The organism is Azospirillum sp. Marseille-Q6669 (assembly GCF_965111635.1).
On record NZ_CBCOOP010000001.1, the window covers coordinates 2,145,223 to 2,168,909 of the forward strand.

23 protein-coding genes are annotated in these 23,687 nt (G+C 68.3%); 8 read left to right on the forward strand and 15 right to left on the reverse strand.

Annotated elements, in window-relative coordinates; all coding sequences use genetic code 11:
- Positions 1 to 63 precede the first annotated feature (63 nt).
- Together ACWPXE_RS09465 and ACWPXE_RS09470 are read right to left on the reverse strand one after the other, a co-directional pair.
- Positions 64 to 1,143 carry a calcium-binding protein gene (locus ACWPXE_RS09465; protein WP_454017605.1) on the reverse strand — a complete coding sequence of 360 codons (1,080 nt, stop codon included), beginning with the start codon at positions 1,141 to 1,143 and terminating at the stop codon, positions 64 to 66.
- A 180-nt stretch (positions 1,144 to 1,323) separates the two neighbouring features.
- Positions 1,324 to 2,241: a LysR substrate-binding domain-containing protein gene (locus ACWPXE_RS09470; RefSeq protein WP_454017606.1), complete on the reverse strand. Its 918-nt coding sequence runs from the start codon at positions 2,239 to 2,241 to the stop codon at positions 1,324 to 1,326.
- A 134-nt stretch (positions 2,242 to 2,375) separates the two neighbouring features.
- Between ACWPXE_RS09470 and ACWPXE_RS09475 the strand changes: the two genes are divergently transcribed.
- From ACWPXE_RS09475 to dgcN, 5 genes are all read left to right on the forward strand, one after another.
- On the forward strand, positions 2,376 to 3,491 hold the full coding sequence (locus tag ACWPXE_RS09475; protein WP_237906501.1) for an S-(hydroxymethyl)glutathione dehydrogenase/class III alcohol dehydrogenase: 1,116 nt from the start codon (positions 2,376 to 2,378) through the stop codon (positions 3,489 to 3,491).
- Positions 3,492 to 3,498: 7 nt separating this feature from the next.
- Entirely contained in the window at positions 3,499 to 4,350 is an 852-nt protein-coding gene (gene fghA, locus ACWPXE_RS09480) for an S-formylglutathione hydrolase (RefSeq protein ID WP_454017607.1), read from the forward strand.
- A 144-nt stretch (positions 4,351 to 4,494) separates the two neighbouring features.
- The gene (locus ACWPXE_RS09485; RefSeq protein ID WP_454017922.1) at positions 4,495 to 5,472 is read left to right on the forward strand and encodes a TAXI family TRAP transporter solute-binding subunit; all 978 of its coding nucleotides are present in this window, start codon (positions 4,495 to 4,497) and stop codon (positions 5,470 to 5,472) included.
- A gap of 170 nt (positions 5,473 to 5,642) precedes the next feature.
- Positions 5,643 to 7,718, forward strand: coding sequence for a TRAP transporter permease (locus ACWPXE_RS09490; RefSeq protein WP_454017608.1), 2,076 nt, complete (start codon positions 5,643 to 5,645; stop codon positions 7,716 to 7,718).
- A gap of 51 nt (positions 7,719 to 7,769) precedes the next feature.
- Positions 7,770 to 8,783, forward strand: a complete 1,014-nt coding sequence (dgcN, locus tag ACWPXE_RS09495) for an N-acetyltransferase DgcN (RefSeq protein WP_454017609.1) — start codon at positions 7,770 to 7,772, stop codon at positions 8,781 to 8,783.
- A 2-nt stretch (positions 8,784 to 8,785) separates the two neighbouring features.
- Here the strand turns inward: dgcN and ACWPXE_RS09500 are convergent, their stop codons facing one another.
- On the reverse strand, positions 8,786 to 8,911 hold the full coding sequence (locus ACWPXE_RS09500; RefSeq protein WP_454017610.1) for a hypothetical protein: 126 nt from the start codon (positions 8,909 to 8,911) through the stop codon (positions 8,786 to 8,788).
- A 1-nt stretch (position 8,912) separates the two neighbouring features.
- Here ACWPXE_RS09500 and ACWPXE_RS09505 point away from each other — a divergent pair, with 1 nt between their 5' ends.
- A complete protein-coding gene (locus ACWPXE_RS09505) occupies positions 8,913 to 9,338 on the forward strand; it encodes an NUDIX hydrolase (protein ID WP_094304876.1) in 426 nt (141 codons plus the stop codon).
- A gap of 16 nt (positions 9,339 to 9,354) precedes the next feature.
- On the opposite strand, the gene ACWPXE_RS09510 is transcribed toward ACWPXE_RS09505, so the two are convergent.
- The 4 genes from ACWPXE_RS09510 to ACWPXE_RS09525 all read right to left on the reverse strand — a co-directional run bounded on the left by ACWPXE_RS09510 (position 9,355) and on the right by ACWPXE_RS09525 (position 14,714).
- Positions 9,355 to 12,618 (reverse strand): efflux RND transporter permease subunit, encoded by a 3,264-nt coding sequence (locus ACWPXE_RS09510; RefSeq protein WP_454017611.1) that lies wholly within the window; start codon positions 12,616 to 12,618, stop codon positions 9,355 to 9,357.
- Positions 12,619 to 12,632: 14 nt separating this feature from the next.
- On the reverse strand, positions 12,633 to 13,793 hold the full coding sequence (locus tag ACWPXE_RS09515; protein ID WP_454017612.1) for an efflux RND transporter periplasmic adaptor subunit: 1,161 nt from the start codon (positions 13,791 to 13,793) through the stop codon (positions 12,633 to 12,635).
- A gap of 185 nt (positions 13,794 to 13,978) precedes the next feature.
- Positions 13,979 to 14,134: a hypothetical protein gene (locus tag ACWPXE_RS09520; protein ID WP_454017613.1), complete on the reverse strand. Its 156-nt coding sequence runs from the start codon at positions 14,132 to 14,134 to the stop codon at positions 13,979 to 13,981.
- Between the two features lie 37 nt (positions 14,135 to 14,171).
- Positions 14,172 to 14,714 (reverse strand): carboxymuconolactone decarboxylase family protein, encoded by a 543-nt coding sequence (locus ACWPXE_RS09525; RefSeq protein WP_454017614.1) that lies wholly within the window; start codon positions 14,712 to 14,714, stop codon positions 14,172 to 14,174.
- A 120-nt stretch (positions 14,715 to 14,834) separates the two neighbouring features.
- Here ACWPXE_RS09525 and ACWPXE_RS09530 point away from each other — a divergent pair, with 120 nt between their 5' ends.
- Positions 14,835 to 15,659, forward strand: coding sequence for an AraC family transcriptional regulator (locus tag ACWPXE_RS09530; protein WP_454017615.1), 825 nt, complete (start codon positions 14,835 to 14,837; stop codon positions 15,657 to 15,659).
- Between the two features lie 146 nt (positions 15,660 to 15,805).
- Entirely contained in the window at positions 15,806 to 16,441 is a 636-nt protein-coding gene (locus tag ACWPXE_RS09535) for a histidine phosphatase family protein (RefSeq protein WP_454017616.1), read from the forward strand.
- Between the two features lie 114 nt (positions 16,442 to 16,555).
- Here the strand turns inward: ACWPXE_RS09535 and ACWPXE_RS09540 are convergent, their stop codons facing one another.
- From ACWPXE_RS09540 to ACWPXE_RS09575, 8 genes are all read right to left on the reverse strand, one after another.
- Complete coding sequence (locus ACWPXE_RS09540; RefSeq protein WP_454017617.1) at positions 16,556 to 16,828, reverse strand: ribbon-helix-helix domain-containing protein; 273 nt, start codon at positions 16,826 to 16,828, stop codon at positions 16,556 to 16,558.
- 142 nt (positions 16,829 to 16,970) lie between these two features.
- Positions 16,971 to 17,222: a hypothetical protein gene (locus ACWPXE_RS09545; protein WP_014197510.1), complete on the reverse strand. Its 252-nt coding sequence runs from the start codon at positions 17,220 to 17,222 to the stop codon at positions 16,971 to 16,973.
- A gap of 111 nt (positions 17,223 to 17,333) precedes the next feature.
- Positions 17,334 to 17,489: a hypothetical protein gene (locus tag ACWPXE_RS09550; RefSeq protein ID WP_014197509.1), complete on the reverse strand. Its 156-nt coding sequence runs from the start codon at positions 17,487 to 17,489 to the stop codon at positions 17,334 to 17,336.
- Positions 17,490 to 17,554: 65 nt separating this feature from the next.
- On the reverse strand, positions 17,555 to 18,733 hold the full coding sequence (locus ACWPXE_RS09555) for an NAD(P)/FAD-dependent oxidoreductase (RefSeq protein ID WP_454017618.1): 1,179 nt from the start codon (positions 18,731 to 18,733) through the stop codon (positions 17,555 to 17,557).
- Positions 18,734 to 18,850: 117 nt separating this feature from the next.
- Positions 18,851 to 19,183, reverse strand: coding sequence for an HNH endonuclease (locus tag ACWPXE_RS09560; RefSeq protein ID WP_454017619.1), 333 nt, complete (start codon positions 19,181 to 19,183; stop codon positions 18,851 to 18,853).
- Positions 19,184 to 19,202: 19 nt separating this feature from the next.
- Positions 19,203 to 20,564, reverse strand: a complete 1,362-nt coding sequence (locus tag ACWPXE_RS09565) for an ATP-binding protein (protein WP_014197506.1) — start codon at positions 20,562 to 20,564, stop codon at positions 19,203 to 19,205.
- Positions 20,565 to 20,613: 49 nt separating this feature from the next.
- The gene (locus ACWPXE_RS09570; protein ID WP_035676932.1) at positions 20,614 to 21,312 is read right to left on the reverse strand and encodes a response regulator; all 699 of its coding nucleotides are present in this window, start codon (positions 21,310 to 21,312) and stop codon (positions 20,614 to 20,616) included.
- A 75-nt stretch (positions 21,313 to 21,387) separates the two neighbouring features.
- A complete protein-coding gene (locus tag ACWPXE_RS09575; RefSeq protein WP_454017620.1) occupies positions 21,388 to 23,544 on the reverse strand; it encodes an ATP-binding protein in 2,157 nt (718 codons plus the stop codon).
- Between the last annotated feature and the right edge of the window lie 143 nt (positions 23,545 to 23,687).

Consider the following 23,687-nt stretch of genomic DNA (forward strand, 5'->3'; position numbering starts at 1 on the left):
CGGAAACAAGCGATGTGGCGGGCCGTCGAGGAGACGGATCGCCACGTCGCTGACGCGAAGTTTTTACAAAGGCTGGTAAGGGACGGACACGATGTCCGAAGCGGACAGGGTCCTCACATTCAGCGTCGCCATCACGGCGGCGGCGCCGGAGCCGGAGCCGTCGGCGTCGTAGGACAGCGTTCCGGTTGCGGTGTCGAATATGAAGCGGTCATCCGCGTCCGTCGGCGCATCCAGCGCGAACAGACCCGCGTCAAGCGTTCCGTCGGGGAGGCCGAAGCTTGAGCCTTCGAGTTCGATGCGATCCACCCCGCTTTCAAAGTCCAGGATCACGTCCGCATTTCCGAAAAACCGGTTGAAGCGGAAGGCGTCGGCACCGGCGCCGCCGATCAGGACATCGTTGCCGAAGTCGCCCAGAAGGGTGTCGTTTCCGGCCCCGCCGGAAAGAGTGTCGTTGCCGCTCCCCCCTTGCAGCTTGTTGTCTCCGGAATCCCCGGTCAGGGTGTCGCTCATATAGGACCCGTAGAGATTTTCGATCCCGCTGAGGAGGTCGCCCTCCGCGTGGCCGCCGACGCCGATGCCGGTGGAAAGGTCAACCGTGACCGCCTCGTTGGAGTACATGAAGGAGGCCAAGTCGATGCCGTCGCCGCCGATGATCACATCGGCCCCCAGGCCGCCATTGATGGTATCGTTCCCGTCATCGCCGCGCAGGGCGTCGTTTCCGTTGCCTCCGAACAGATTGTCGTTGCCGGCTCCCGCGTCGATCTCCACGGCGGTGGCGGCGAAGTGGTTGCTGTAGCTGTCATTTCCATCACCGCCATAGACCCTTTCGATCTGTGATGCCGCGAGGTCGACGATGATGGACCCGCTCCCCTCCACGACAAGGGTGTCGAAGCCGGCTCCGCCATCCACCTGATTGTAATGGTAGAGGATGGCCGCGACATGGAGGTGGTCGTCGCCATCGCCACCAAGCAGCGTGTCGGAGCCGGAGACACCATAAAGCCAGTCATCGCCGGCGCCACCGTCAAGAAGATCGCTGCCTCCCCCACCGCGCAAGGTGTCGTTGCCCTCCAATCCTGAAAGGGTATCGGCATCGTATCCACCCGTCAGGGAGTCCGCGTCCGCAGTGCCAATGATCGTCGACATCCTCATCTCCTGATTGATCGTTGTTCGGTACCCGCATCCCTGCGGCGCGCGACGGTATCGGCAATTCAGGGTAGATGAGCGTGACGGCCGTCACTCCTGATGAGAAATGTTCTGCGGCGGGAAGACGCATGACGGGTGTCGGGTGAAATGATTTTCTCTTTGGGCGCGGGTGTCGTGTCGTCAGCGATATTCCGGCCGCCGGGCCAGCCCTTCCTTGAGATGCTGGATCAGCAGCCGCACCTTGGGCGACAAGTGGCGCTGCGGCGGGTAGACGGCCCAGACGGCGGTGTTGGGCGGGCGGTGGGCTTCCAGAAGGGCGACCAGCCGCCCCGCCGTCAGATGCTCCACCACATAGTAGTCGGGCAGCTGGCACAGCCCGAAGCCGCGCAGCGCGGCGTCCAGCACCGCCGTGCCGCTGTTGCAGCGCCAGCGCCCCTGCGGCCGGAACAGCCACTCCGGGCCGCTTCCTTCCGAGGTGCCATCCTCCAGCGAGCCTGCGTCGAAGGTCCAGCCGTCCGCGGTGCCGGTCAGGCAGTCGTGCTCGGTGAGGTCGGCCAGCCGACGCGGCGTCCCGCGCCGCTCCAGATAGGACGGGGCGGCGCACAGATGCATGACCCGCGGCGCGATCCGCGTGGCGACGAGGCTGGAATCCATCAGGCGCCCCAGCCGCACCGCGAGATCCACCCCTTCATGCACCAGATCCAGCCGGCGGTTCGTCAGCTCGATCTCGACGCGGAGCTGGGGGTGGCGCTCCAGGAAATCGTTGACCAGCGGGACGACGAACCGCTCGCCGTAGGCCACCGCGCAGGTCAGCCGCAGCAGGCCCTTGGGCTCCGCCTGGAGGTCGCTGACGGCGAGCAGCGCCTCGTCCCGCTCCTCGATCAGGCGGCGGCACTGGGCGAGCAGGGAGCGGCCGGCCTCGGTCAGCGTCACGCTGCGGGTGGTGCGGTAGAACAGGCGGGCCTGCAGCCGGTCCTCCAGCCGCGCCACCTGCCGGCTGACCTGCGAGGAGGAGATGCGCAGCCGCTCCGCCGCGCGGGAGAAGCCGCCGCACTCGGCGACCGCCACGAATTCGTCGATGCCATCCCAGCGGCTCACCCGTCAGACCTCCAATGCCGCGCCGATTATCCCCATACGGCAACAATCCTCTCCAACATTGCAGCGTTGTCAACGCGCGCGGAATGCTAACGTCGATCATCAAAGAAACGCGAACGCATGGAGACGGTGGGATGGTGAAGTCACGCGCGGCGGTGGCCTGGGAAGCGAAGCGCCCCCTTGACATCGAAGAGGTCGAGGTCGCAGCGCCCAAGCAGGGCGAGGTCTTGGTGCGCATCGTCGCCACCGGCGTCTGCCACACCGACGCCTACACCCTGTCCGGCATGGATTCGGAGGGCGTGTTTCCGGCGATCCTGGGCCATGAGGGCGCCGGCATCGTCGAGGAGGTCGGGCCGGGCGTCACTTCCGTCCAGGTCGGCGACCATGTGATCCCGCTCTACACGCCGGAATGCGGCAAGTGCAAATTCTGCCTGTCCGGCAAGACCAACCTCTGTCAGGCGATCCGCGCCACTCAGGGCAAGGGCCTGATGCCGGACGGCACCAGCCGCTTCACGGTGAAGGGCCAGCCGGTGTTCCATTACATGGGCACCTCCACCTTCTCCGAATACACGGTGCTGCCTGAGATCGCGGTCGCCAAGATCAACAAGGCGGCGCCGCTGGAGAAGGTCTGCCTGCTCGGCTGCGGCGTGACCACCGGTATGGGCGCCGTGCGCAACACCGCGAAGGTCGAACCGGGCTCGACGGTGGCGATCTTCGGCTTGGGCGGCATCGGCCTGTCGGCGATCATCGGCGCCGTCATGGCGAAGGCGTCGCGCATCATCGGCATCGACATCAACCCCGACAAGTTCGAGATCGCCAAGCAGCTCGGCGCCACCGACGTGGTGAACCCGCAGGACTACGACCGCCCGATCCAGGAGGTTCTGGTCGAGATGACCGACGGCGGCGTCGATTACAGCTTCGAGTGCATCGGCAACGTCAAGGTGATGCGCGCGGCGCTGGAATGCTGCCACAAGGGCTGGGGCGAGTCGGTGATCATCGGCGTCGCCGGGGCGGGGGAGGAGATCAGCACCCGCCCGTTCCAGCTGGTCACCGGGCGCGTCTGGCGCGGCTCCGCCTTCGGCGGCGTGCGCGGCCGGTCGGAGCTGCCGGATTACGTGGAGCGCTACCTGAAGGGCGAGTTCGAGCTGGACACCTTCATCACCCACACCATGGGGTTGGAGGACATCAACGAGGCCTTCGATCTGATGCACGAGGGCAAGAGCATCCGTTCCGTCATCCTCTACAACCCGTGAGGACCGGATGGAGTCGCAATTGACCCAGATCGCGGCGAACCGCTGCTTCGGCGGCTGGCACAAGCGCTTCCGGCACCGCTCCGCGGTGCTGGACTGCGACATGGTGTTCGCCATCTATCTGCCGCCGCAGGCCGAATCGGGCAGGGTGCCGGTGTTCTACTGGCTGTCCGGCCTGACCTGCACGGACGAGAACTTCATGCAGAAGGCCGGCGCCATGCGGATGGCGGCGGAACTCGGCATCGCCATCGTCGCGCCGGACACTAGCCCGCGCGGCCCCGACGTGCCCGGCGACCCGGACGGCGCCTGGGACTTCGGGCTGGGCGCCGGCTTCTACGTCAACGCGACGCGGGAGCCGTGGGCGAAGCATTACCGCATGCACGACTATGTGGTGCGCGAACTGCCGGAACTGGTCGAGGCCGAACTGCCGGTGACCGACCGGCGTTCGATCTCCGGCCATTCCATGGGCGGGCATGGCGCGTTGGTCTGCGCGCTGCGCCATCCGGGCCGCTACCGCGCCGTGTCGGCCTTCGCGCCGATCGGCAACCCGGCGAGCGTGCCCTGGGGCGAGAAGGCGTTCGAGCGCTTCTTCGGCACCGACTACGCGGCGTGGCTGGAGTGGGACAGCTGCGCCCTGCTGGGCCGCGCCACCGAGAAGCTGCCGATCCTGGTGGACCAGGGCGATGCCGACAGCTTCCTGGAGAAGCAGCTGAAGCCGGAAAACCTGCAGCGGGCGGCGGAGGCGGCGGGCCACCCGCTGACCCTGCGGATGCAGCCGGGCTACGACCACAGCTACTTCTTCATCGCCAGCTTCATCGACGACCATCTGCGCCACCACGCGGCGGCACTGCTGAAGGACTGACGCGTTTCGTCCGCACATACCGCCCGTCCGCCTCCGGAATGGGCCGTATGTGCGAACGGGGCACCCATTCGTATCGACAAGCCTCCTACCCAAAGGCATGATTTCGTTACGACGCGAAATAATTGGGAGGTTGTCGTGAAGTTCATGTCCAAGACCCGCCGTCTGGCCTTCGCTGCCGTGGCGGGCGCGGTCGCCATCGGCGCCACCGTCGCCGTGGCGCAGACCCCGGCCTTCTTCCGCATCGGCACGGGCGGCACCGCCGGCACCTACTATCCGGTGGGTGGCCTGATCGCCAACGTCATCTCCGGCACCAACGGCGGCGTGCCCGGTCTGGTGGCCACCGCCGTGGCCTCCAACGGCTCCGTCGCCAACATCAACGCGATCAACGGCGGCTCGTCCGAGTCGGGCTTCTCGCAGTCGGACGTCGCCTATTGGGCCCACACCGGCACCGGCCTGTTCGAGGGCAAGGGCAAGGTGGAGGACCTGCGCGTCATCGCCACGCTCTACCCGGAAACCATCCATCTGGTCGCCCGCAAGGACGCCAACATCAAGTCGGTCGCCGACCTGAAGGGCAAGCGGGTGTCGCTGGACGAGCCGGGCTCGGGCACGCTGGTCGACGCGCGCATCGTGCTGGGCGCCTTCGGCCTGACCGAGAAGGACGTGAAGGCGGAGTATCTGAAGCCGGGTCCGGCCGGCGACCGCCTGCGCGACGGCGCGCTGGACGCCTACTTCTTCGTCGGCGGCTACCCGACCGGCGCCATCTCCGAACTCGCGACCTCGTCGGGCATCTCGCTGGTTCCGATCACCGGGCCGGAAGTCGACAAGATGCTGGGCCAGTACCAGTTCTTCGCCAAGGACACCGTTCCGGCCAGCACCTACAAGGACGTTCCGGAGACGGCGACCATCTCCGTCAACGCCCAGTGGCTGACCAGCGCCAAGCAGCCGGACGATCTCGTCTACAACATCGTCAAGACGCTCTACAACGAGAAGAGCCGCGCCGCGCTCGACGCCGGCCACGCCAAGGGCAAGCTCGTCACGCTGAAGAACGCCACCTCGGGCCTCGGCATCCCGCTGCATCCGGGTGCGGAGAAGTTCTACAAGGAACAGGGCGTCCTGAAGTAAGGCGCCTCTGAACACGATGCACCGGGCGGGGCCGTTCCGGCATGGCGCGGCCCTTTCCCGTCCCCACCCGTGGGGTCATTCCCTCCTCCCCTTCCGGGGTTGGAGGGTTTTCGGGTTTGAGGGGTCATGAAGCAAGCCCCCGGCCCCGCCCGATTCATTCTGGAGCATCCATGACCGATACCCATCGCGACCCGCCGCCCGACATCCGGCTGGAGTCCGCGTCCATGGAACTCGACGAGGCCAAGGCGCGGGAGCTGGAGGAGAAGTTCGACTCCGAAATCCGCTTCCGGCCGCTGTCGCCGCTGGCGGGACATCTGGTCGGCGGCCTGCTGATTATTCTGTCGCTGTTCCACTACTACACCGCGGGATTCGGCCTGCTGGGGGAGATGGAGCACCGCGGCATCCATCTTTCCTTCGTGCTGGGCCTCGTCTTCCTGGTCTTCCCCTTCACCAAGCGCGGCTACGGCGAACCGGTGATGGGCACCCTGCTGCGCCCGCTCGGCATCGGCCTTCAGGACTGGGCGCTGGCCATCGGCGCGGTCGTCGCGGTGATGCACGTCCCGCTGATCCCGCTCGACGATCTGGCCTTCCGCGTCGGCAACCCGACCACCACCGACGTGATCCTCGGCTCCGTCCTGATCATCGTGCTGCTGGAGGCGACCCGCCGGTCGGTCGGCTGGCCGCTGCCGATCATCGCGTCGATCTTCATGCTCTACGCGATCTGGGGACCGCAGATGCCGGGGCTGCTGAAGCATCCCGGCGCCACGGTGTCGCAGCTCGTCGATCACCTGTACCTGACGACGCAGGGCATTTACGGCATCGCGCTGGGCGTGGTGGCGACCTACGTCTTCCATTTCGTGCTGTTCGGCGTCTTCGCCACGCGCATCGGGCTGGGGCAGCTCTTCCTCGATTGCGCGGCCTGGGTGGCCGGGCGCTACGCCGGCGGTCCCGCCAAGGTCGCCATCTTCGGCTCGGCGCTGTTCGGCATGATCTCCGGCTCGTCGGTCGCCAACACAGTGACGGTGGGCTCGCTGACCATCCCGGCGATGAAGCGTCTGGGCTACAAGCCGCATTTCGCCGCCGCCGTGGAATCGACGGCCTCGACCGGCGGGCAGATCACCCCGCCGATCATGGGGGCCGCCGCCTTCCTGATGATCGAGTTCCTGGGCCTGCCCTACACGACCATCATCCTGGCGGCCATCGTCCCGGCCTTCATGCATTTCTTCGGCGTGCTGGTTCAGGTGCATCTGGAAGCCAAGCGCAACGGCCTGCGCGGCCTGCGCCCGGACGAGATGCCGGACCTGAAGGAAGCCTTCCGCCGCGACTGGCCGACGGTCATCCCGCTGGTGGTGCTGATCGGCATCCTGATCGCCGGCTACACCCCCTATCTGGCGGCCTTCTGGGGCATCACCCTGTGCATCGCGGTCGGCCTGCTGAACCCGCGCAAGCGCATGACCATCCGGGAGGTTCTGGACGGCCTGCGCGACGGCGCCAAATACGCGCTGGCGGTCGGCGCCGCGGCCGCTTCCGTGGGCATCATCGTCGGCGTGGTCACGCTGACCGGCGTCGGCTTCAAGATCTCCTACATCGTCACCTCCACCGCCGGCGAGATGGCCGGGGTGCTCGGCGCCTTCCTGCCGGGCTGGCTGGCCGACGTGAAGGGGCTGACGCTGCTGTTCACCCTGATCATGACGGGCATCGTCTGCATTCTGATGGGTTGCGGCATCCCGACGACGGCCAACTACATCATCATGGCGACCATCGCCGCGCCGGCGCTGGGGCTGCTGGGCGTGGCGCCGATCGTCGCGCACTTCTTCGTCTTCTATTACGGCGTGCTGGCGGACATCACGCCGCCGGTCGCGCTGGCCGCCTACGCGGCGGCGGGCATGGCGGGAGCGGACCCCTTCAAGACCGGCAACACCGCCTTCCGACTGGGTCTGGCGAAGGCTCTGGTGCCCTTCGTCTTCGTCTTCTCGCCGTCGCTCCTTCTGGTGGCGCCGGGCTTCACCTGGCCGGACTTCCTCATCGCCTTCTTCGGTTGCATCGTCGGCATCGTCTGCCTGGGCGCCACGCTCACCGGCTGGCTGCTGACCACCATGCGGACCTGGGAACGGGTGCTGCTGGGGTTTGCCGCTATCCTGCTGGTCGCGCCGGAGCTGTATTCGTCGCTGCTGGGGCTGGCGCTGATCGTGCCCGTCCTGCTCCGCCAGATGTCCGCCCGCCGCCTGACGCCGGAAACGGCCTGAGCCCCGAAGCCGCCTGACAAGAACAACCGGACTCTTCGAGAGGACCCGATCATGAACATTCCCCATCCCTACCTGATGTTCCTCGGCGATGTGCAGGACCAGCTCGGTGCCAAGACGGCGCAGGGCATCGTGGACTGGCGGCGCGACTGGTGCCTCGGCCAGATCCGGCTGGAAAGCTGCAAGGCCGACCTCGGCATTCCCGACATGACGATCGCGGAGGCGGCGGGGCAGGGCGCCCGCACGCTGGTGGTCGGCGTGGTGAACGCCGGCGGCGTCCTGCCGGAGCATTGGACGAGTGTCATCGTCCAGGCCATCGAGGCCGGCATGGACGTGGCGAGCGGCCTGCACACCCGATTGGAAAGCATCCCGGCCATCGCCGACGCGGCGGCGCGCCATGGCCGCCAGCTCTTCAACGTGCGCCATTCCGACGAGCGCTTCGCCACCGGCAAGGGGACCAAGCGTCCGGGCCGGCGGCTGCTGACGGTCGGCACCGACTGCTCCGTCGGCAAGAAATACACGGCGTTGGCCCTGGAGAAGGAAATGCGCGCCCGCGGCATGGACGCCGATTTCCGGGCCACCGGCCAGACCGGCGTCTTCATCTCCGGGCGCGGGGTCGCCATCGACGCGGTGGTGGCGGACTTCATCTCCGGCGCGGTGGAGTGGATCGCCCCGGCGGCGGACCCGGCCCACTGGGACCTGATCGAGGGGCAGGGCTCGCTCTACCACCCGTCCTTCGCGGGTGTGTCGCTGGGGCTGCTGCACGGCGCCCAGCCGGACGCCTTCGTCGTCTGCCACGAGCCGACCCGGACCACCATGCGCGGCGTGCAGCACCCGCTGCCGTCGATCCAGGAGGTCATCGACCTGACGATCCGCTGCGGGCAACTGACCAACCCGGCCATCCGCCCGGTCGGAATCGCCATCAACACCAAGGCCTATGGCGAGGACGAGGCGCGCGCCTGTTTGGAGGCGGCGGCCAAGGCCCATAACCTTCCGGCCAGCGATCCTATCCGGTTTGGCGTAGGCGAAATTATTGACCGTCTGACGGAAGAATTTGCCACTGAGTAACGTTAATAGGGGATGATCATGATGACGATGGGCGGCACGAAGCACAGCCGCCCATCGTCATAAGAATGATCGCCCGCCATCCCGTTCAGCCGAATTGGATCGCGGGTCCGGCCTTCCCACTTGGACATGATGAGCAGCCGCACTCCCGCCACCCAATACGCCGCCCTTCCTTTCCGCCTTCGCAACGGCCGGCCGGAAATCCTGCTGGTCACGTCGCGGGAAACCAAGCGGTGGATCATCCCCAAGGGGTGGGCGGAGGAGGGCGTGAAGCCTTGCGCCATGGCGGCGCGGGAGGCCTACGAGGAAGCCGGCGTGCGGGGCACCGTCGATCACCGGCCCTTCGGCAATTTCCGCTACATGAAGCGGCTGAGCGTCAACAAGTCGGTCCTGTGCGCGGTGACCGTCTTCCTGCTGGAAGTCGACGAGGTGCTGGACGAGTGGCCCGAGAAGGGCCAGCGCGAGCGCCGTTGGTTGACGCCGTCCCAGGCCGCCCTGGCCGTTGGGGAAAGCGGCCTCGTGGAGATGCTGCTGCGGCTGGGCATTCCGCCGGACTGAGCCCGTCCGGCGCAGTTCACCGCTCGGGAGCGGATGTCCCTGGAACCTCCTCGCCGGCCCGACGGTACCCTCCGGACCGGTTGGTGTCCGTCCCGGATTGGGGATGGACAGGCTGCTCTTCCGTGCTTGGGGAGGGATGCTGGTTGACGGCCAGCGGCCCGCTGAACAGGCCGCGGATCACCGTATAGAACACCGGGGTGAAGATCAGGCCGAACAGGGTGACCCCCAGCATTCCCATGAACACCGCGGTGCCCAGCGACTGGCGCATCTCTGCCCCGGCCCCTTGCGCGATCATCAGCGGCACGACGCCCAGGATGAAGGCGAAGGACGTCATCAGGATCGGGCGAAGCCGGGTGCGCGCCGCCGCGACCGCGGCCTCGAAGCGGTCCTTGCCCTCGAACAGCTCGTTCTGGCGGGCGAACTCGACGATGAGAATGGCGTTCTTGGCGGCCAGCCCGACCAGCACGACGAACCCCACCTGCGCCAGGATGTCCACCGCCAGCCCGCGCATCAGCAGGCCGGTCACCGAGGCCAGCAGGCACATCGGCACGATCAGGATGACCGACAGTGGCATCGCCCAGCTCTCATACTGCGCCGCCAGCACCAGGAAGACGAAGACGACGGACAGGCCGAACACCAGCAGGCCGGTGTTGCCCGCCGCCTTCTCCTGATAGGCCAGTTCGGTCCATTCGAAGCCGAAGCCGTCTGGCAGCGTGTCGGCCGCCGCCTTCTCCATCGCCGCCAGCGCGTAGCCCGTGGAGAAGCCGGGCAGCGTGTTCCCCTGAAGCTCCGCCGCCGGATAGAGGTTGTAGCGGGCGACGCGGTAGGGTCCGGTGATGTTCTGAAACTCCGCCACCGCCCCGATCGGGACCATGTCGCCCTGCGCGTTGCGGGTCTTCAGGTTGGCGATGTCGCGTGGGGTCTGGCGGAACCGCCCGTCGGCCTGCGCGGTCACACGGTAGGTGCGGCCCAGCAGGTTGAACTCGTTGACGAAGGCGGAGCCGACATAGATCTGCAGCGCCTCGAACACCTGATCGGCGGTGACGCCCAGCATTTCCGCGCGCTGGCGGTCGATGTCCGCGAAGACCTTCGGCGTCTTGGTGTTGAACAGCGAGAACACGCCGACGAGGCCTGGGATGCGGTTCGCCGCGGCGGACAGCTCGTTCACCGCCTCCTCAAGCGTGGGCAGGCCGCGGCCCCGCTTGTCCTCGACCATCATCTTGAAGCCGCCGGAGTTGCCGATGCCGCGCACCGGCGGCGGCGGGATGGTGATGATGAAGGCGTCCTCGATGGCGCCCAGCCGGGTCCGCAGGTCGCCCAGCACGGACTCCGCGGTCTGGCCCTTCGGGATGCGGTCGGCGAATGGGGCGAGGGTGACGAAGATCGCCCCGGCGTTCGGCGCGTTGGTGAAGGTGGCGCCGTCGAAGCCGGCGAAGGGCACGGCGTGGATCACCCCCGGCGTCTTCAGCAGCGTATCGACCGCGGTGCGCACCACCTCGTCCGTGCGGGCCAGCGACGAACCGGGCGGCAACTGCACCACCGTGATGAGATAGCCCTGGTCCTGGTTCGGGATGAATCCCGTCGGCGCCCGGCTGAACTGCCACGCCGTGAGGGCGAGCAGCACGCCGTAGACCGCCAGCACAATCACCGGCAGCCGCACCAGCCGCCCGGTCAGCCCGGCATAGCCGTTGGACAGCCGGTCGAACCCCCGGTTGAAGCCGCGGAAGAAGGTGTGGACCGGGCGCGTCAATGGCGACGGCTTGGGCGGGTGCTCCTCGTGCGGCTTGAACAGCAGAGCGCACAACGCCGGGCTGAGGGTCAGCGACACCAGGCAGGAAATCACCGTGGCGGTCGCGATGGTCACCGCGAACTGGCGGAAGAACTGCCCGGAGATGCCGCTGACCAGGGCCGCCGGAATGAACACCGCGGTGAGCACGAGAGCGATGGCGATCAGCGCGCCGCCGACCTCGTTCATCGTCTCGTGCGCGGCGTCCTTGGGCTTCATGCCCTGGCGGATGAACCGCTCCACATTCTCCACCACGACGATGGCGTCGTCCACGACGATGCCGATCGCCAGCACCAGTCCGAACAGCGACAGCGTGTTCAGCGAGTAGCCCAGCGCCGCCAGGACCGTGAAGGTGCCGATCAGCGAGACCGGGATCGCGGCGATCGGCACGATGGAGGCGCGCCACGTCTGGAGGAACAGGACGACGACGACGACGACCAGCGCCACGGCCTCGAAGATCGTCTTGTAGACCTCCTCCACGGACTGCGCGATGAACTCCGTCGGGTTGTAGACCACATCGTAGCGCATCCCGCTGGGGAAGCCCTTGGACAGGTCCGCCATGGTTGCCAGGATGCGGTCGGCGGTTTCCAGCGCGTTGGAGCCCGGCCTCTGGAAGATGACCAGCGGCACCGCCTGCTGACGGTCCAGATAGGCGTTGAGGTTGTAGTCCTGCGCCCCCAGCTCGACCCGGGCCACGTCGCGCAGACGGGTGACCGCGGCCCCGTCGGTCTTGACGATGATGTTGCCGAACTCGCGCGGGTCGGTCAGGCGGCCCAGCGTCTCGACGTTCAGTTGGAAGGCGCCGGGAGCCGGCACCGGCGGCTGGTTGATGACGCCGCCCGACACCTGGACATTCTGCGCCTGGATCGCCCGCACCACGTCGCCGGCGGTCAGGCCGCGCGCCGCCACCCGGTCGGGGTCGAGCCAGACCCGCATGGCGTAGTCACGGGCGCCGAACACCTGGATGTCGCCCACCCCGTCCAGGCGCGCCAGAACGTCCTTGATCTGCAGCAGCGCGTAATTGGACATGTAGAGCTGGTCGCGCGTCCCGTCCGGCGAGTTCAGGTGGATCACCATCAGCATGTCGGGCGAGTTCTTGCGCACGGTCACGCCGATGCGCCGCACGTCCTCCGGCAGGCGGGGCTCGGCCACGGCGAGTCGGTTCTGCACCAGCACCTGCGCGGTGTCCAGGTCGGTGCCCAGCTTGAAGGTGATGGTAAGCTGGAGGCGCCCGTCGCTTGTCGCCTGCGAGGCCATGTAGAGCATGTCCTCGACGCCGTTGACCTCCTGCTCGATGGGAGCGGACACGGTGTCGGCGACCACCTGCGCCGACGCGCCGGGATAGGTCGCGTTGACCACGATGGTCGGTGGTGCGATTTCCGGATATTGCGCGACCGGCAGGGTCAGATAGGCGAAAACCCCGATCAGCGTGATGAAGATGGACAGGACCGCCGCGAAGATCGGCCGGTTGATGAAGAAGTGCGAAATGTTCATGGCCCCGGCTCCGCTCAACCGGCCGGCGGCTTGGGTGGCTCGATCCGTCCGTCCTGCGGGGTCACCTTGGCACCCGGCCGGGCCCGGACGAGGCCGTTGATGATGACCTTGTCCGTCTCCTCCAGCCCGGAGCGCACGACGCGCAGCCCGTCCTCAATGGGGCCGAGCCGCACCGGCTTCGGCACCACCGTCCCATCGTCGGCGACCGTCAGGACGATCTTGTTGGCCTGGTCGCTGACCACCGCCTGATCGGGGATCAGCGTGGCGGTGTAGCGGTCGGACCCCGGCAGGCGCAGCCGCCCGAACTGGCCGGGCGTCAGCAGCAGCGACGGGTTGGGAAAGACGGCGCGGGCACGGATGGTGCCGGCGCCGGGGCTCACCTGATTGTCGATGAAATTCAGCGTGCCCTTCAGGGGCCAGCTCTGCTCGTCGAACAGGCGGCCCTCGACCTCGATGCCGCCGTCGCGTTGCGACTTCAGCGCGCCGCGCGCCGCCGCCCGCTGGTAGGCGAGGTAGTCGGCTTCGCTCATGTCGAAGGTGAAGTAGATGGGATCGAGCGAGACGATGGTGGTCAACAGGGTCGTCGTGCTGGTGTCCCCGCCGACGATGAGGTTGCCGACGCTGACCTCGCGCCGGCTGATGCGGCCGGCGATCGGGGCGGTGATGCGGGTGAAGTTCAGGTTCAACTCCGCCGTCCGGACGGCGGCCTTCGCCACCTCGACCCCGGCGGCGTCGACACGGACCTGCTGCTGACGTTCGTCGAACACGCTGGCCGCGACGTTGTCGCTGCGCCGCAGCTCCGACGCGCGGGCGAGCTGGCGGTTCGACAGGTCCAGCTTGGCTTCGGCCTGCTGCTGCTCCGCTCGCGCCGAGGCCAGAGCCGCCTCGAACGGCCGCGGGTCGATGACGAACAGCGGATCGCCCTGCTTGACGACTTGCCCGTCCTGGAACGCGATGGAGTCGAGATAGCCGCTGACCCGTGCCCGGATCTCCACGAAGTCCACCGCCTGGAACTGGCCGGTGAACTCGTCCCATTCGACGATCTCCTTGCGCAGCGGCGGGCTGACCGTCACCGGCGGCGGGGCATTCTGGGCGGTGTCGGCGGCATGGGCGCGGTGGCCGGATGGGCCGGCCATTCCCAGGCCACCGACCGCCGCGATGGCGATAAGGAGCATCGCCGGACCGGCCTTCATCCAGAATGCGGCTTTGCTTGTCCCCACCACCATCATGGCCGCCTTCGCTCCCGCTTCAGGAACATCGATGGTTGCATGGATCGGCGGAGTTCCACAGCGCGCGAAAGCTGCGGCTGCCACCCGTTATAAAAGAGAACGGAAAGGCTGATCGGCGAGCCCGGACGGGATCAAACAGGGGTGGGGGGGGCGGCGAGGCTTGCGTTGACGTCGTGGACCAGCGTGCGCTCGCCGCCCGGGTTGTCGCGGATGGCCTCGACGATGACCTCCGCGGCGTCGGTCGCCAGACCTTTCATCGTCTCGACGCTGAAGGCTTTCAGCGGCATGGCGCGGTTGCGCCTTCAGATGCTCGATCACCGCCGATCAGGACGGAAGGGCCGGCGCCCTGGGGAAGTCGAGGTCGGTTTCGATCAGGTTGTTGGCGTAGTTGGTCAGGACGCTGCCGACGGTGTTGGCCAGCACCTCCAGGATGATGGCGTCGTCGAGCCCGGCCGCCCGGACGGCCTCGAGCACCACCGTCGGGACGCGCCCACGGTTGTCCACGATGGACCGGGCCAGCGTCACGATGGCGTTCGAGCGCGGGTCCTCCGGCTGGCCGGCGCGCGCCACCAACACCTCCGTCTCGCTCAGCCCGACGGCCTTGCCGCTCAGGCTGTGGGCGGAAAGGCAGTAGTCGCAGCCGTTCGCCTGCGCGACGGCCAGCGCGATGCGCTCCCGATCCTTGGCGGACAAGGCGCCTCCGGCCAGCGCGCCGGTGACGGCCAGATAGCTGCCGAGCGCCGCGGGGGAGTGCGCCAGCGTGGCCAGCACGTTCGGTACCTTTCCGATCTTCGCCTTGATGGCGGCGAGTTGCGGAGCGACTGCGGCGGGCGGGTTGCTGCGGTCGACGGGAATGATGCGGGCCATGGGAGTCTGTCTTTCCAAATCGGTGAGGCGACCCGATGCCGCCTCGACATGGGCAGAGGATAGCCGTACGATCCGCAACAAATCGTCCGTTTTTGTTTGCAGATCGTCCGAAAGGCCATCATGAACCAGCCGGACCGTTTGGCTGCCGCCTTGCAGCGTGTGCGCATCACCGCGCGGGTGTTTCACGCCGGCGGATTCTGCGGGACAGGCGCCGTGCTGGGCGAGCGCGCCGGCGGCCATCTCCACCTGCTGCGGGGCGGGCGCCTCGGTCTGGAGAGCGGACGGGGGCGCCTCCTTGAGGTGATGGGACCTGCGGCCATCCTCCTGCCGCGGGCGCACCGCCATCACCTGACCACCGAAATGGACACCACCGATACGGACGGGCGGAGCGAGGCGGCCACGGTGGATCTCGTCTGCGCCGACATCGACCTCGGCGGCCTGCGCAACCCGCTGGAGCATGGACTGCCCGACGTCATGGTCGTCCCGCTCGATCAGGCGCAGGCCTTGGCCGCGGTGCTGGAGTTGCTGTTCGACGAGGCGGGAGGGCAGGGGTGTGGCCGTCAGGTCGTCCTGGATCGGCTGGCGGAGGTCGCGATCGTCCATGTGCTGCGCCACGCCATTGAACGGGCGGACGGCCGCACGGGATTGCTGGCCGGTCTGGCCCATCCCGCGCTGTCCCGCGTGTTGGTCCGGCTGCATGGGCAACCATCGGCAGCCTGGACCCTGGAACGCATGGCGGATGAGGCTGGCATGTCGCGCAGCGTCTTCGCCGAAACCTTCGCCGAGGTGGTGGGCATGACGCCGGGCCTCTATCTGCGGAGCTGGCGCCTTCAATTGGCGAGAGCCCGGCTGGGTGAGGGGGCGACGCTGAAACAGGCGGCTCGCGACGTCGGCTACGCCAGCCATGCCGCGCTGTCGCGGGCCCTGTCGGCAAGCGTGTCGTAGGGAGCCGCTCCAGGGGTGGGACGTCCCGGATGCGAGACACGGCGACGCCGTCTGGTGGCAGAGTGGCGGGCCGCAAGGCGGCCTGGGCTTTCGGCTCGCCGGACCAATATTGACCTCATCAATTTGCCGTCAACCGCGATGGTCCGATGCCGAAGCCGTTCCGCCGCAGGTCGCTTGCCCTCATCGCCATTGCCCTCGTGGCCATTGCCGTTTTGATCGCGTGTTCCGCTTCGGTGGGTTCGGCCGCTGATCCCGGCAAAGTCGATCCAAGGGGATTGATCATCCTCATGAGGCATGCGGAGGCACCCGGAGTCGGCGATCCGCCGAATTTTCAGCTCCGCGACTGTGCGACCCAGCGCAACTTGGACGCGAACGGCCGCGAGCAGGCACGGCGGGTCGGTGATCGGCTGCGCAGCCTCGCTGTCGGGGGGGCCACGGTCTATTCAAGCCAATGGTGTCGATGCCTGGAAACGGCGCGGCTTCTCGATGTCGGTGCGGTGCGGGAGCTTCCGGTGCTCAACTCGTTCTTCGAGCGGCGTGAGGAGCAGGATGCACAGATGGCCTCGTTGCGCCGCTTTCTGGCGGGACTGCCAGCCGATGGCGCTCCGGTCGTGCTGGTGACGCATCAGGTGGTTGTGACCGCGCTGACCGGTGTCTTCCCGGCGTCCGGAGAATCGGTTCTCCTGCGGGCGAACGGAACGGACAAGCCGGCCATCGAAGAGCGCCTCAGAATCGACGGACGGCTCCAGCTAGACGCTCCAGATGGATGGTTGGCGCGTTGAAGCCCACGGGTCACGGCGCCAGCACCGTGCCCCGTGGGCCTGGACAACATCGGACGGTTCCGGGCGCCGTCGAGCACCCTTTGCGCTCCCAAGGCCGGCCGGGAATGCCACCTGTTACTCGGCCGCGATGGCCAAGGGGGTGTAAGAGGATTCCCGCGGTTTTGGCGTGGCCGCCCTGAAGTATTCCAGCACGTAGACCCGTACGGCGCTGGAAAGGTTGTTGGCATCCACAGCCTCCACCCGCTCGGCGAGGCGATTGCACAGTTCGCCCACCGTCAGGCTTTCCTTCTGCGCGATTTCCTCCAGCCCTTCCCAGAAGGCGGTCTCCAGCCGCATGCTGGTGCGCTTTCCGGCGACATAGACGTTTCTGAGCTTCTTCGATGACATGGCGGGACCGTTGCGCGACTGGTTGCACTCTTATGTGTGAAGCGTCGCGGAGTCCGAGCCGAAAAACATGTGATGAACTTCACATGAAACGCAGGGGTTCGTGGCGCGGGGCCATAAGGTCACAGGGTGTGCCATCAGCCGCTTACGCCTCCAAAACGGATTCGACATCCGACAGGTCGCTCAGCCGGCGGGCCAGCTTGTCCGTGCACTGGATTTCCAGGATGCCGAAGCCGGCGTTGGGCGCGATCGCGTGCAGGTCGCCGGCCATGCCGTTCTGGCTGGCGAAGCGCTTGACCCGCTCCACCATGGCGTCGCGCTCGGGCCGGCCCGGACGCAGGCCGGGCAGGGGGCGCGTAAACAGGATCTTGTAGCGTTTGAACATGGCGTGAGCCATGGGAGGGGCTCCCGGCCTGGGTGGGGCCTGATTGGGGACGGACGCGCCAGGGGGTGTGGCACGCCCGCCCCCGCCGGTGCAAGCCCTTCGGGCCGGCCTCAGTCCCCAGCGTCAGTCCTTGGTCGGCTCCACATTCTCCGCGCCCTTGCGGGTGCCGCCGAAACGGTCGGCGCCTTTGGCGTCGGGGGCGTCCGGCTTCTTGTGGTTGCCGGTGTTCTGCTGGTCGTCGGTGTGCTTGACAGTCTCTTCGGTGTGGGGCTGCTTCATTGCGGGGCCTCTTGCTCCGTTCGGAAAGGTGACCCCATCAACCGGTCAGGCTCGTACCCGTTCCATCAGATCACATTCGTCTCCAGCAGGGGGCGGTTCTCCACCAGACGGTCATAGGCGAAGGCCGACAGGTTCAGGCTGCGGTAGGCGCCGGTCGCGATCAGCTCCGCCAGCCCGCGTCCGGCGCCCGGCGCCTGTTGCAGGCCATGGCCGCTGAAGCCGTTGCAGAACAGAAAGTTGCGAAGCTCCGGATGCGGCCCGATGATCGCGTTCTGGTCGATTTCGTTGTATTCGTAGAAGCCGGCCCAGGCGTTGGTGACCTTGATCGCTTCGAAGGCGGGGACGCGCTCGGCCAGCGCCGGCCACATCATCTCCTCGAACAGGTCGTGCTCCACCGTCAGGTCGTCGGTGTCCGGGTCGCGATCGGCGGGCGGCGGGGCGCCGCAGATGAACTGCTTGCCTTCGGGCCGGAACCACACGCCGGACGGGTCGATGACCAGCGGGCAGCCGGGAAGCTCCTCGCGGCAGTCGAACACGAAGACGCAGCGCTTGCGCGCCGACACCGGCAGCTCCACCCCGGCCATGGTGGCGACGCGGCGGGCCTGCGGCCCGGCAGCGTTGACCGCCACCCCGCAGGACAGCCGCTGCCCGTCGGCCAGACGCACCGCGGTGACCTTGCCGTCGGCGGTGTCGATGCCCGCGACCTCCCCCGCGATCATGGTGACGCCCAGCGCCTTGGCCTTGCGGCGGAAGGCCTGCATCAGGCTGTAGCCGTCGAACCAGCCTTCCCCGGACAGGCCGAGCGAGCCGAGCGCGATCCCCTCCACCGACAGCCAGGGGAAGCGGGCGGTCAGTTCCTCCGGCGACAGCAGCGCCACGTCGGCGCCGCAGGACAGCTGGATGGCGTTGTTCCGGCGCAGGATGTCCGCCCCGGCCCCGGTCGCCAGATAGAGATAGCCTGGCTCGCGCAGGCCCAGATCCACCGGGTCGCCGTCCACGGACAGATGCTCCGTCGCGTTGCGGATGAAGGACAGGCCGAACTGCGACAGCGCGATGTTCGCCGGCGTCGAGAACTGTTGCCGGATCGAGCTGGCCGACAGGGCGGAGGAGGCGCGCTGGTAGGTCGGGTCCCGCTCCACCACCGCGACGGTGCCGCCGAAGCCGGGGTCGCTCGCCAGGAAATAGGCGACCGCGCAGCCCATCACACCACCGCCGACGATCACGACGTCGTACCGATCCGCCATCGAACGCTCCCGAATTAACCTTGTTTATCGTTCCGGTGATCGGGCCAGAAGGCGGGGCCGCCGTCAAGAGGGCTCAGGAGGCCCGGCGCTCACAGCCCTCCGCTACTGGCCCAGCGCTCACAGCCCGGCGATGGCGCGGGCGACGGTCATCCACTCGTCCCCCGGAGCGGCGTTGCGCAGGGCCAGCAGCGGCGGCCAGACGCCCAATCGGCTGCGCCGGCGCTCGGTGACGAAGCGGTCGATCTCCTCCGGCGTCGGCAGGCGGTCGGCCTTGCGCTGGTTGCAGCGGCGGTGCGCCAGCACGACGTTCGGCGCCGCGTCGAGGCCGCCATAGGCCAATGGAATCAGATGGTCGAAGGTCGCCTGGGCCCCCACCGGCTCCCCGCAATAGAAGCAGCGCCCGCCTTGCAGAACGTCCATGAGGCGGTACTCGTCGGGACTGACGGGCATGGCGGAATCCTTCGGCAATTCACACCGGCAGGCGGATCAGCACGCGCAGGCCGCCGTAGGGGCTGTCGCTGAGCGTGATGTCGCCGCCGTGGCTGCGGGCGACGTCGCGGGCGATGGTCAGCCCCAGCCCGGCCCCGCCGGTCGCCTGGTTGCGGGAACTGTCCAGGCGGAAGAAGGGCTTGAACACGTCGTCGCGGGAGGCCTGCGGGATGCCCGGCCCGTCGTCGTCCACCAGGATGTCGATGAAACCGTGCTCGCGCTCCGCCCGCACCCAGATGCGGTCGCCGTGGCGCCGCGCGTTGGACAGTAGGTTGGCGAGGCAGCGCCGCGTCGCGTTGGGGCGCAGCGGCAGGGTCAGCCCGTCCGGTGCCGTCAGGGCCACCTCCGCCCCCTCGCGGCGGACGCCGGAGACCACCTCGTTGAGGATGCGGGTCAGGTCGGTCGGTTGCACGGCCTCCGTCCCCTCGCCGCGGGCGAAGGCCAAATAGCCCTCGATCATCGTCTCCATCTCGGTGACGTCGGTCAGAAGCTCTTCGACCTCCGGCCCGTCGCCGATCATGTCCAGCGCCAGCTTCATGCGGGTCAGCGGCGTGCGCAGATCGTGGCTGACTCCGGCCAGCATCTCCGTCCGCTGGGTGATCTGGCGGTGGATGCGCTCGCGCATGCGCAGGAAGGCGACGGCGGCCTGCCGCACCTCGGTCGCTCCCTCCGGCTTGAAGTTGCGCACGTCGCGGCCCTTGCCCAGCGCGTCCGCCGCGGCGGCCAAGCGCTTAATGGGGCGGATCTGGTTGCGCATGAAGATGATGGCGACGGTGAACAGCACCAGGGCCGAACCGACCATCCACAGGATGAAGATGTAGCTGGTCGGGCTGAACAGGCGGCGTTCCGGCGACATCACCGACAGCACGCCGTCCGGCATCTGCACGCGGATCTCGTACCATTCGCGGGTGATGCGGGTGTTGATGGCGAAGGGTCGCCGCACCCGCTCGTGCAGCGCCTTGCTGAGCGTGTTCTCCAGCATGCCGCGCAGCTTCGGCGGGTGGTCGGGCAGGGTGCTGCCGGGCTCCAGCGTCACGATCAGGTCGGTGCTGCGCGCGGTGGCGGCCAGCGTCCAGTTGCGCCCCTCCGGGGTCGGGTCGTGCTCCAGCATGCCGATGACCATGGCGATGTCGCCGGCCACCGCGAAGGCCAGCCGGTTCGTCATGGTGTCCCAGTGGCGGTCGTAGAAGATCCAGGTGGCCACCGCCTGGGCCAGGATGACCGGCGTCACGATGATCAGCAGCGAGCGGCCGAACAGCGTCCGCGGCAGGAACCGCTTCAGCAGCCCCGTCTGCTCGCGGCGCGGCATCGGCATCGGTGCGGCGGCGGTGTCGGTGGTCATGGTCCTGGTCCTAGTGCTCTGGGTCCTCTGGGTGCTCCGGCGGCCCCCGTTACGGGTCCGGCCTCAACACATAGCCCTCGCCGCGCACCGTGTGGAGGTAGCGCGGCTCCCGCGGGTCGGGTTCGATCTTGCGGCGCAGCCGGGTCACCTGCACGTCGATGGTGCGGGCGTTGCCGGCGACCTTGCTGCGCTCCGTCAACTCCTCACGCGAGAAGATGGTGCCGGGAGAGGCGGCGAGCACGCGCAGCAGCCCGGCCTCCGCGGTGGTCAGCCGGACCACCTCCTCGCCCGCCCGCAACTCGTCGCGATCGGGCAGGTAGATCATCGGGCCGAGCTTAACCGGCTGAGGCGGCACCGGGTCGGCCGGGCGGCTGGCCTGACGGCGCAGGATCGAGTTGATGCGCAGCAGCAGCTCGCGCGGGTTGAACGGCTTGGCGAGGTAGTCGTCGGCCCCGGCCTCCAGCCCGGCGATGCGGTCGTCCGGCTCACCCCGCGCGGTCAGCAGCAGGATGGGCAGGTCGCGCTCCCGCCGCAGCGATTCGGTCAGCTCCAGCCCGGTCTCGCCCGGCATCATGATGTCGAGGACCAGCAGGTCGAAGGCGAGCCCGGCCAGCTTGGCCCGCGCCTCCGCGGCGTCCTTCGCGGTGGCCACCAGGAAGCCGTTGCCGGCGAGATACTTGCGCAGCAGCTCGCGCAGGCGGGTGTCGTCATCGACGACCAGGATGTGGGGCTGGTCTTCTTCGGTCATGGCGCGACTGTAGCGCAACCGCACCCCCCGCACCAAGAGAAGCGGCGCCGGCCAGACCACGCATCAGGCCCCGTATCAAGCCGCCGCATCGGCGCCCGCGGTCAGCTCCGCCAGGGTGGACAGGATGCGGTTGGGCGCCGCGGGCTTGGTCAGCACGAAGCAGCCCGCGTCCTTGGCGGCGCGCACGAGGTCGGCGGACAGTTCCCCGGTCAGCAGGATGGCCGGAACCTCCCGTCCCAGCACCCCGCGAAGGGTCTGGATGCCGCTCAACCCGTCGGTGCCGCCGGGCAGCCGGTAGTCGCTGAGGATCGCCGAAGGCGCCTGAAGCGTGGCCTGCGCGGCGGCGAGGGCGGAATCGAAACTCTCCGCCGCCATCACTCCCGCTCCGGCCTGCTCCAGCAGCAGTGTCAGGGAACTGCGCTGCAGCGGATCGTCCTCGACCACCAGCACCCGCCGTCCGGCCAGACGGCCGGGAGAGGACTCGGCGGCGCGAGCCAGGGGGGCGGGGTCCGCCGACCGTGCAACCGCCATCGGCGTCGGGACCGCAGGGGGCGGAACGCGGGGCAGGGTGACCGTGAAGACCGAGCCGCGGCCGACCCGCGACCGGACCTCCAGCGGGTGTCCGAGCAGGCGGGCGGTGCGCTCGACGATGGACAGGCCGAGGCCGGCGCCGCGCGACCCGTCACGGGCGGGGTTGCCGATCTGGTAGAACTCCTCCCAGATCGTGCCCAGCTCGGCGGCGGCGATGCCTTGGCCGCTGTCCCATATTTCCACCCGCAAGCCGTCGCCGCGCCGCCGCGCCCCGACGATCACCCCGCCGCGCGCCGTGTACTTGACGGCGTTGGAGAGCAGGTTGCGCAGGATCGGCTGCAACCGCGTGGGATCGCTGAGCACCCAGGCGGTGGTGGGCATCACGATCAGCCGCAGGCCCTTGCCCTCGGCCTCCCCCCGCAGTTCGGCGGCGAGCTGGTCGAGCAGCGGGGCGAGCGGGAAGGCGCTGATCTCCACCGGCACCACGCCGGCCTCCAGCCGCGACAGGGTCAGCAGATCGTCGAGCAGACGCTGCCCGGCCTGGAGCGACGCCGAGGCCATGGCGCCCAACTGCTGGAGCGTCGGGTTCGGCGCCTCCTTCAGCAGCAGCTCGTGGAAGGCGGCGAGGCCTTGCAGAGGTTGGCGCAGGTCGTGGCTGACGGTCGCCAGCACCTTCATCTTGGCGAGGCTGGCCATCTCCGCGCTGCGCAGTGCCTTCTCCAGGTCCGCCGTACGTTGGCGGACGCGGTCGTCAAGGCTCTGGTTGGCGCGCAGAAGCTCTGCCCGGACCGCGTCCTCCCGCCGGGCGCCGGCCAGGGCGAAGACGAACAGCACCAACGCCCCGGTCAAGATGCCGCCGCTGACCGCCGTGGTCCACAGGGCGCGTTCCCGCCAGGGGGCCAGCACTTCGGCCAGGGGGCGGCTCGCCACCACGACGATCGGGAAACCGGTCAGCATTCGCGCGGCGGTGATCTGCGTGCCCTCGATGATCGCCGGGCCGTCCGGCGGGTCCCAGGGCTGGGGCCAAGCGGTGGTGGGGGGCTCGACGGCGCTGTCCGGCGGCCATTCCGCGAGCTTCTCCTTGCCGCTGGTGAACAGGGCCAGACGCGCCCCCTCGCCCCATCCGGCCTCGCCGTACATCTGCGAGAAATAGGTGTTCTGGATGCCCGCCACCGCGATCGCCTGGAGGGTTCCTTCTTCGTCGCGCAGGGCGCGGCTGATGGTGAAGCGTCCCTGGATGACGCCGGAGCCGGGCAGGTGAGACCCGACATGCAGGCCCGGCGGCGGTCCCCGCGTGGAGTCCAGATGGACCTGGGCATAGTCCCGGTCCGACAGGTCGCGGGGAGGGGGAGGGTGCTCCGCGCTGTCCAGAATCAGCCGCCCCCGCGCGTCGAGCACCCAGACGCCGTTGATCTGCGGCAGGCGCTCCGCGCGGGCGCGCATCGCCGCCTGGATGCGCTGCCCTTCGGCGCGGTCGTGGCGGTCCCACCGCTCCAGCGCGTCCAGCAGCATGCGCAACTGGGCGTCCCCGGCTTCGATGGCGCGGCTGGCGTGCTCGTCCAGCAGATGGGCGGTGGCGGCGAACTCCCGGCGGGCCTGTTCCAGCGTGGCGTGGCGGTCGCGGGACACCGACAGGGCGGACACGCCGACGCACAGGGCGGCAAAGGTCAGGAACGCGGCCACGAGATGGGCACGCTGCATGCAGCCGGCTCCTTCAGGAAAGCTAAGACAAAAGAATCGGGTTGCCAAAATCATGGGCTAAGCAACAAGCCGGGGACAACTCTGCCGAAGGGCAGGGACGACACCGACGAACGAGGCAAGAGTCGTGAGTCGAAGCAAGTGCG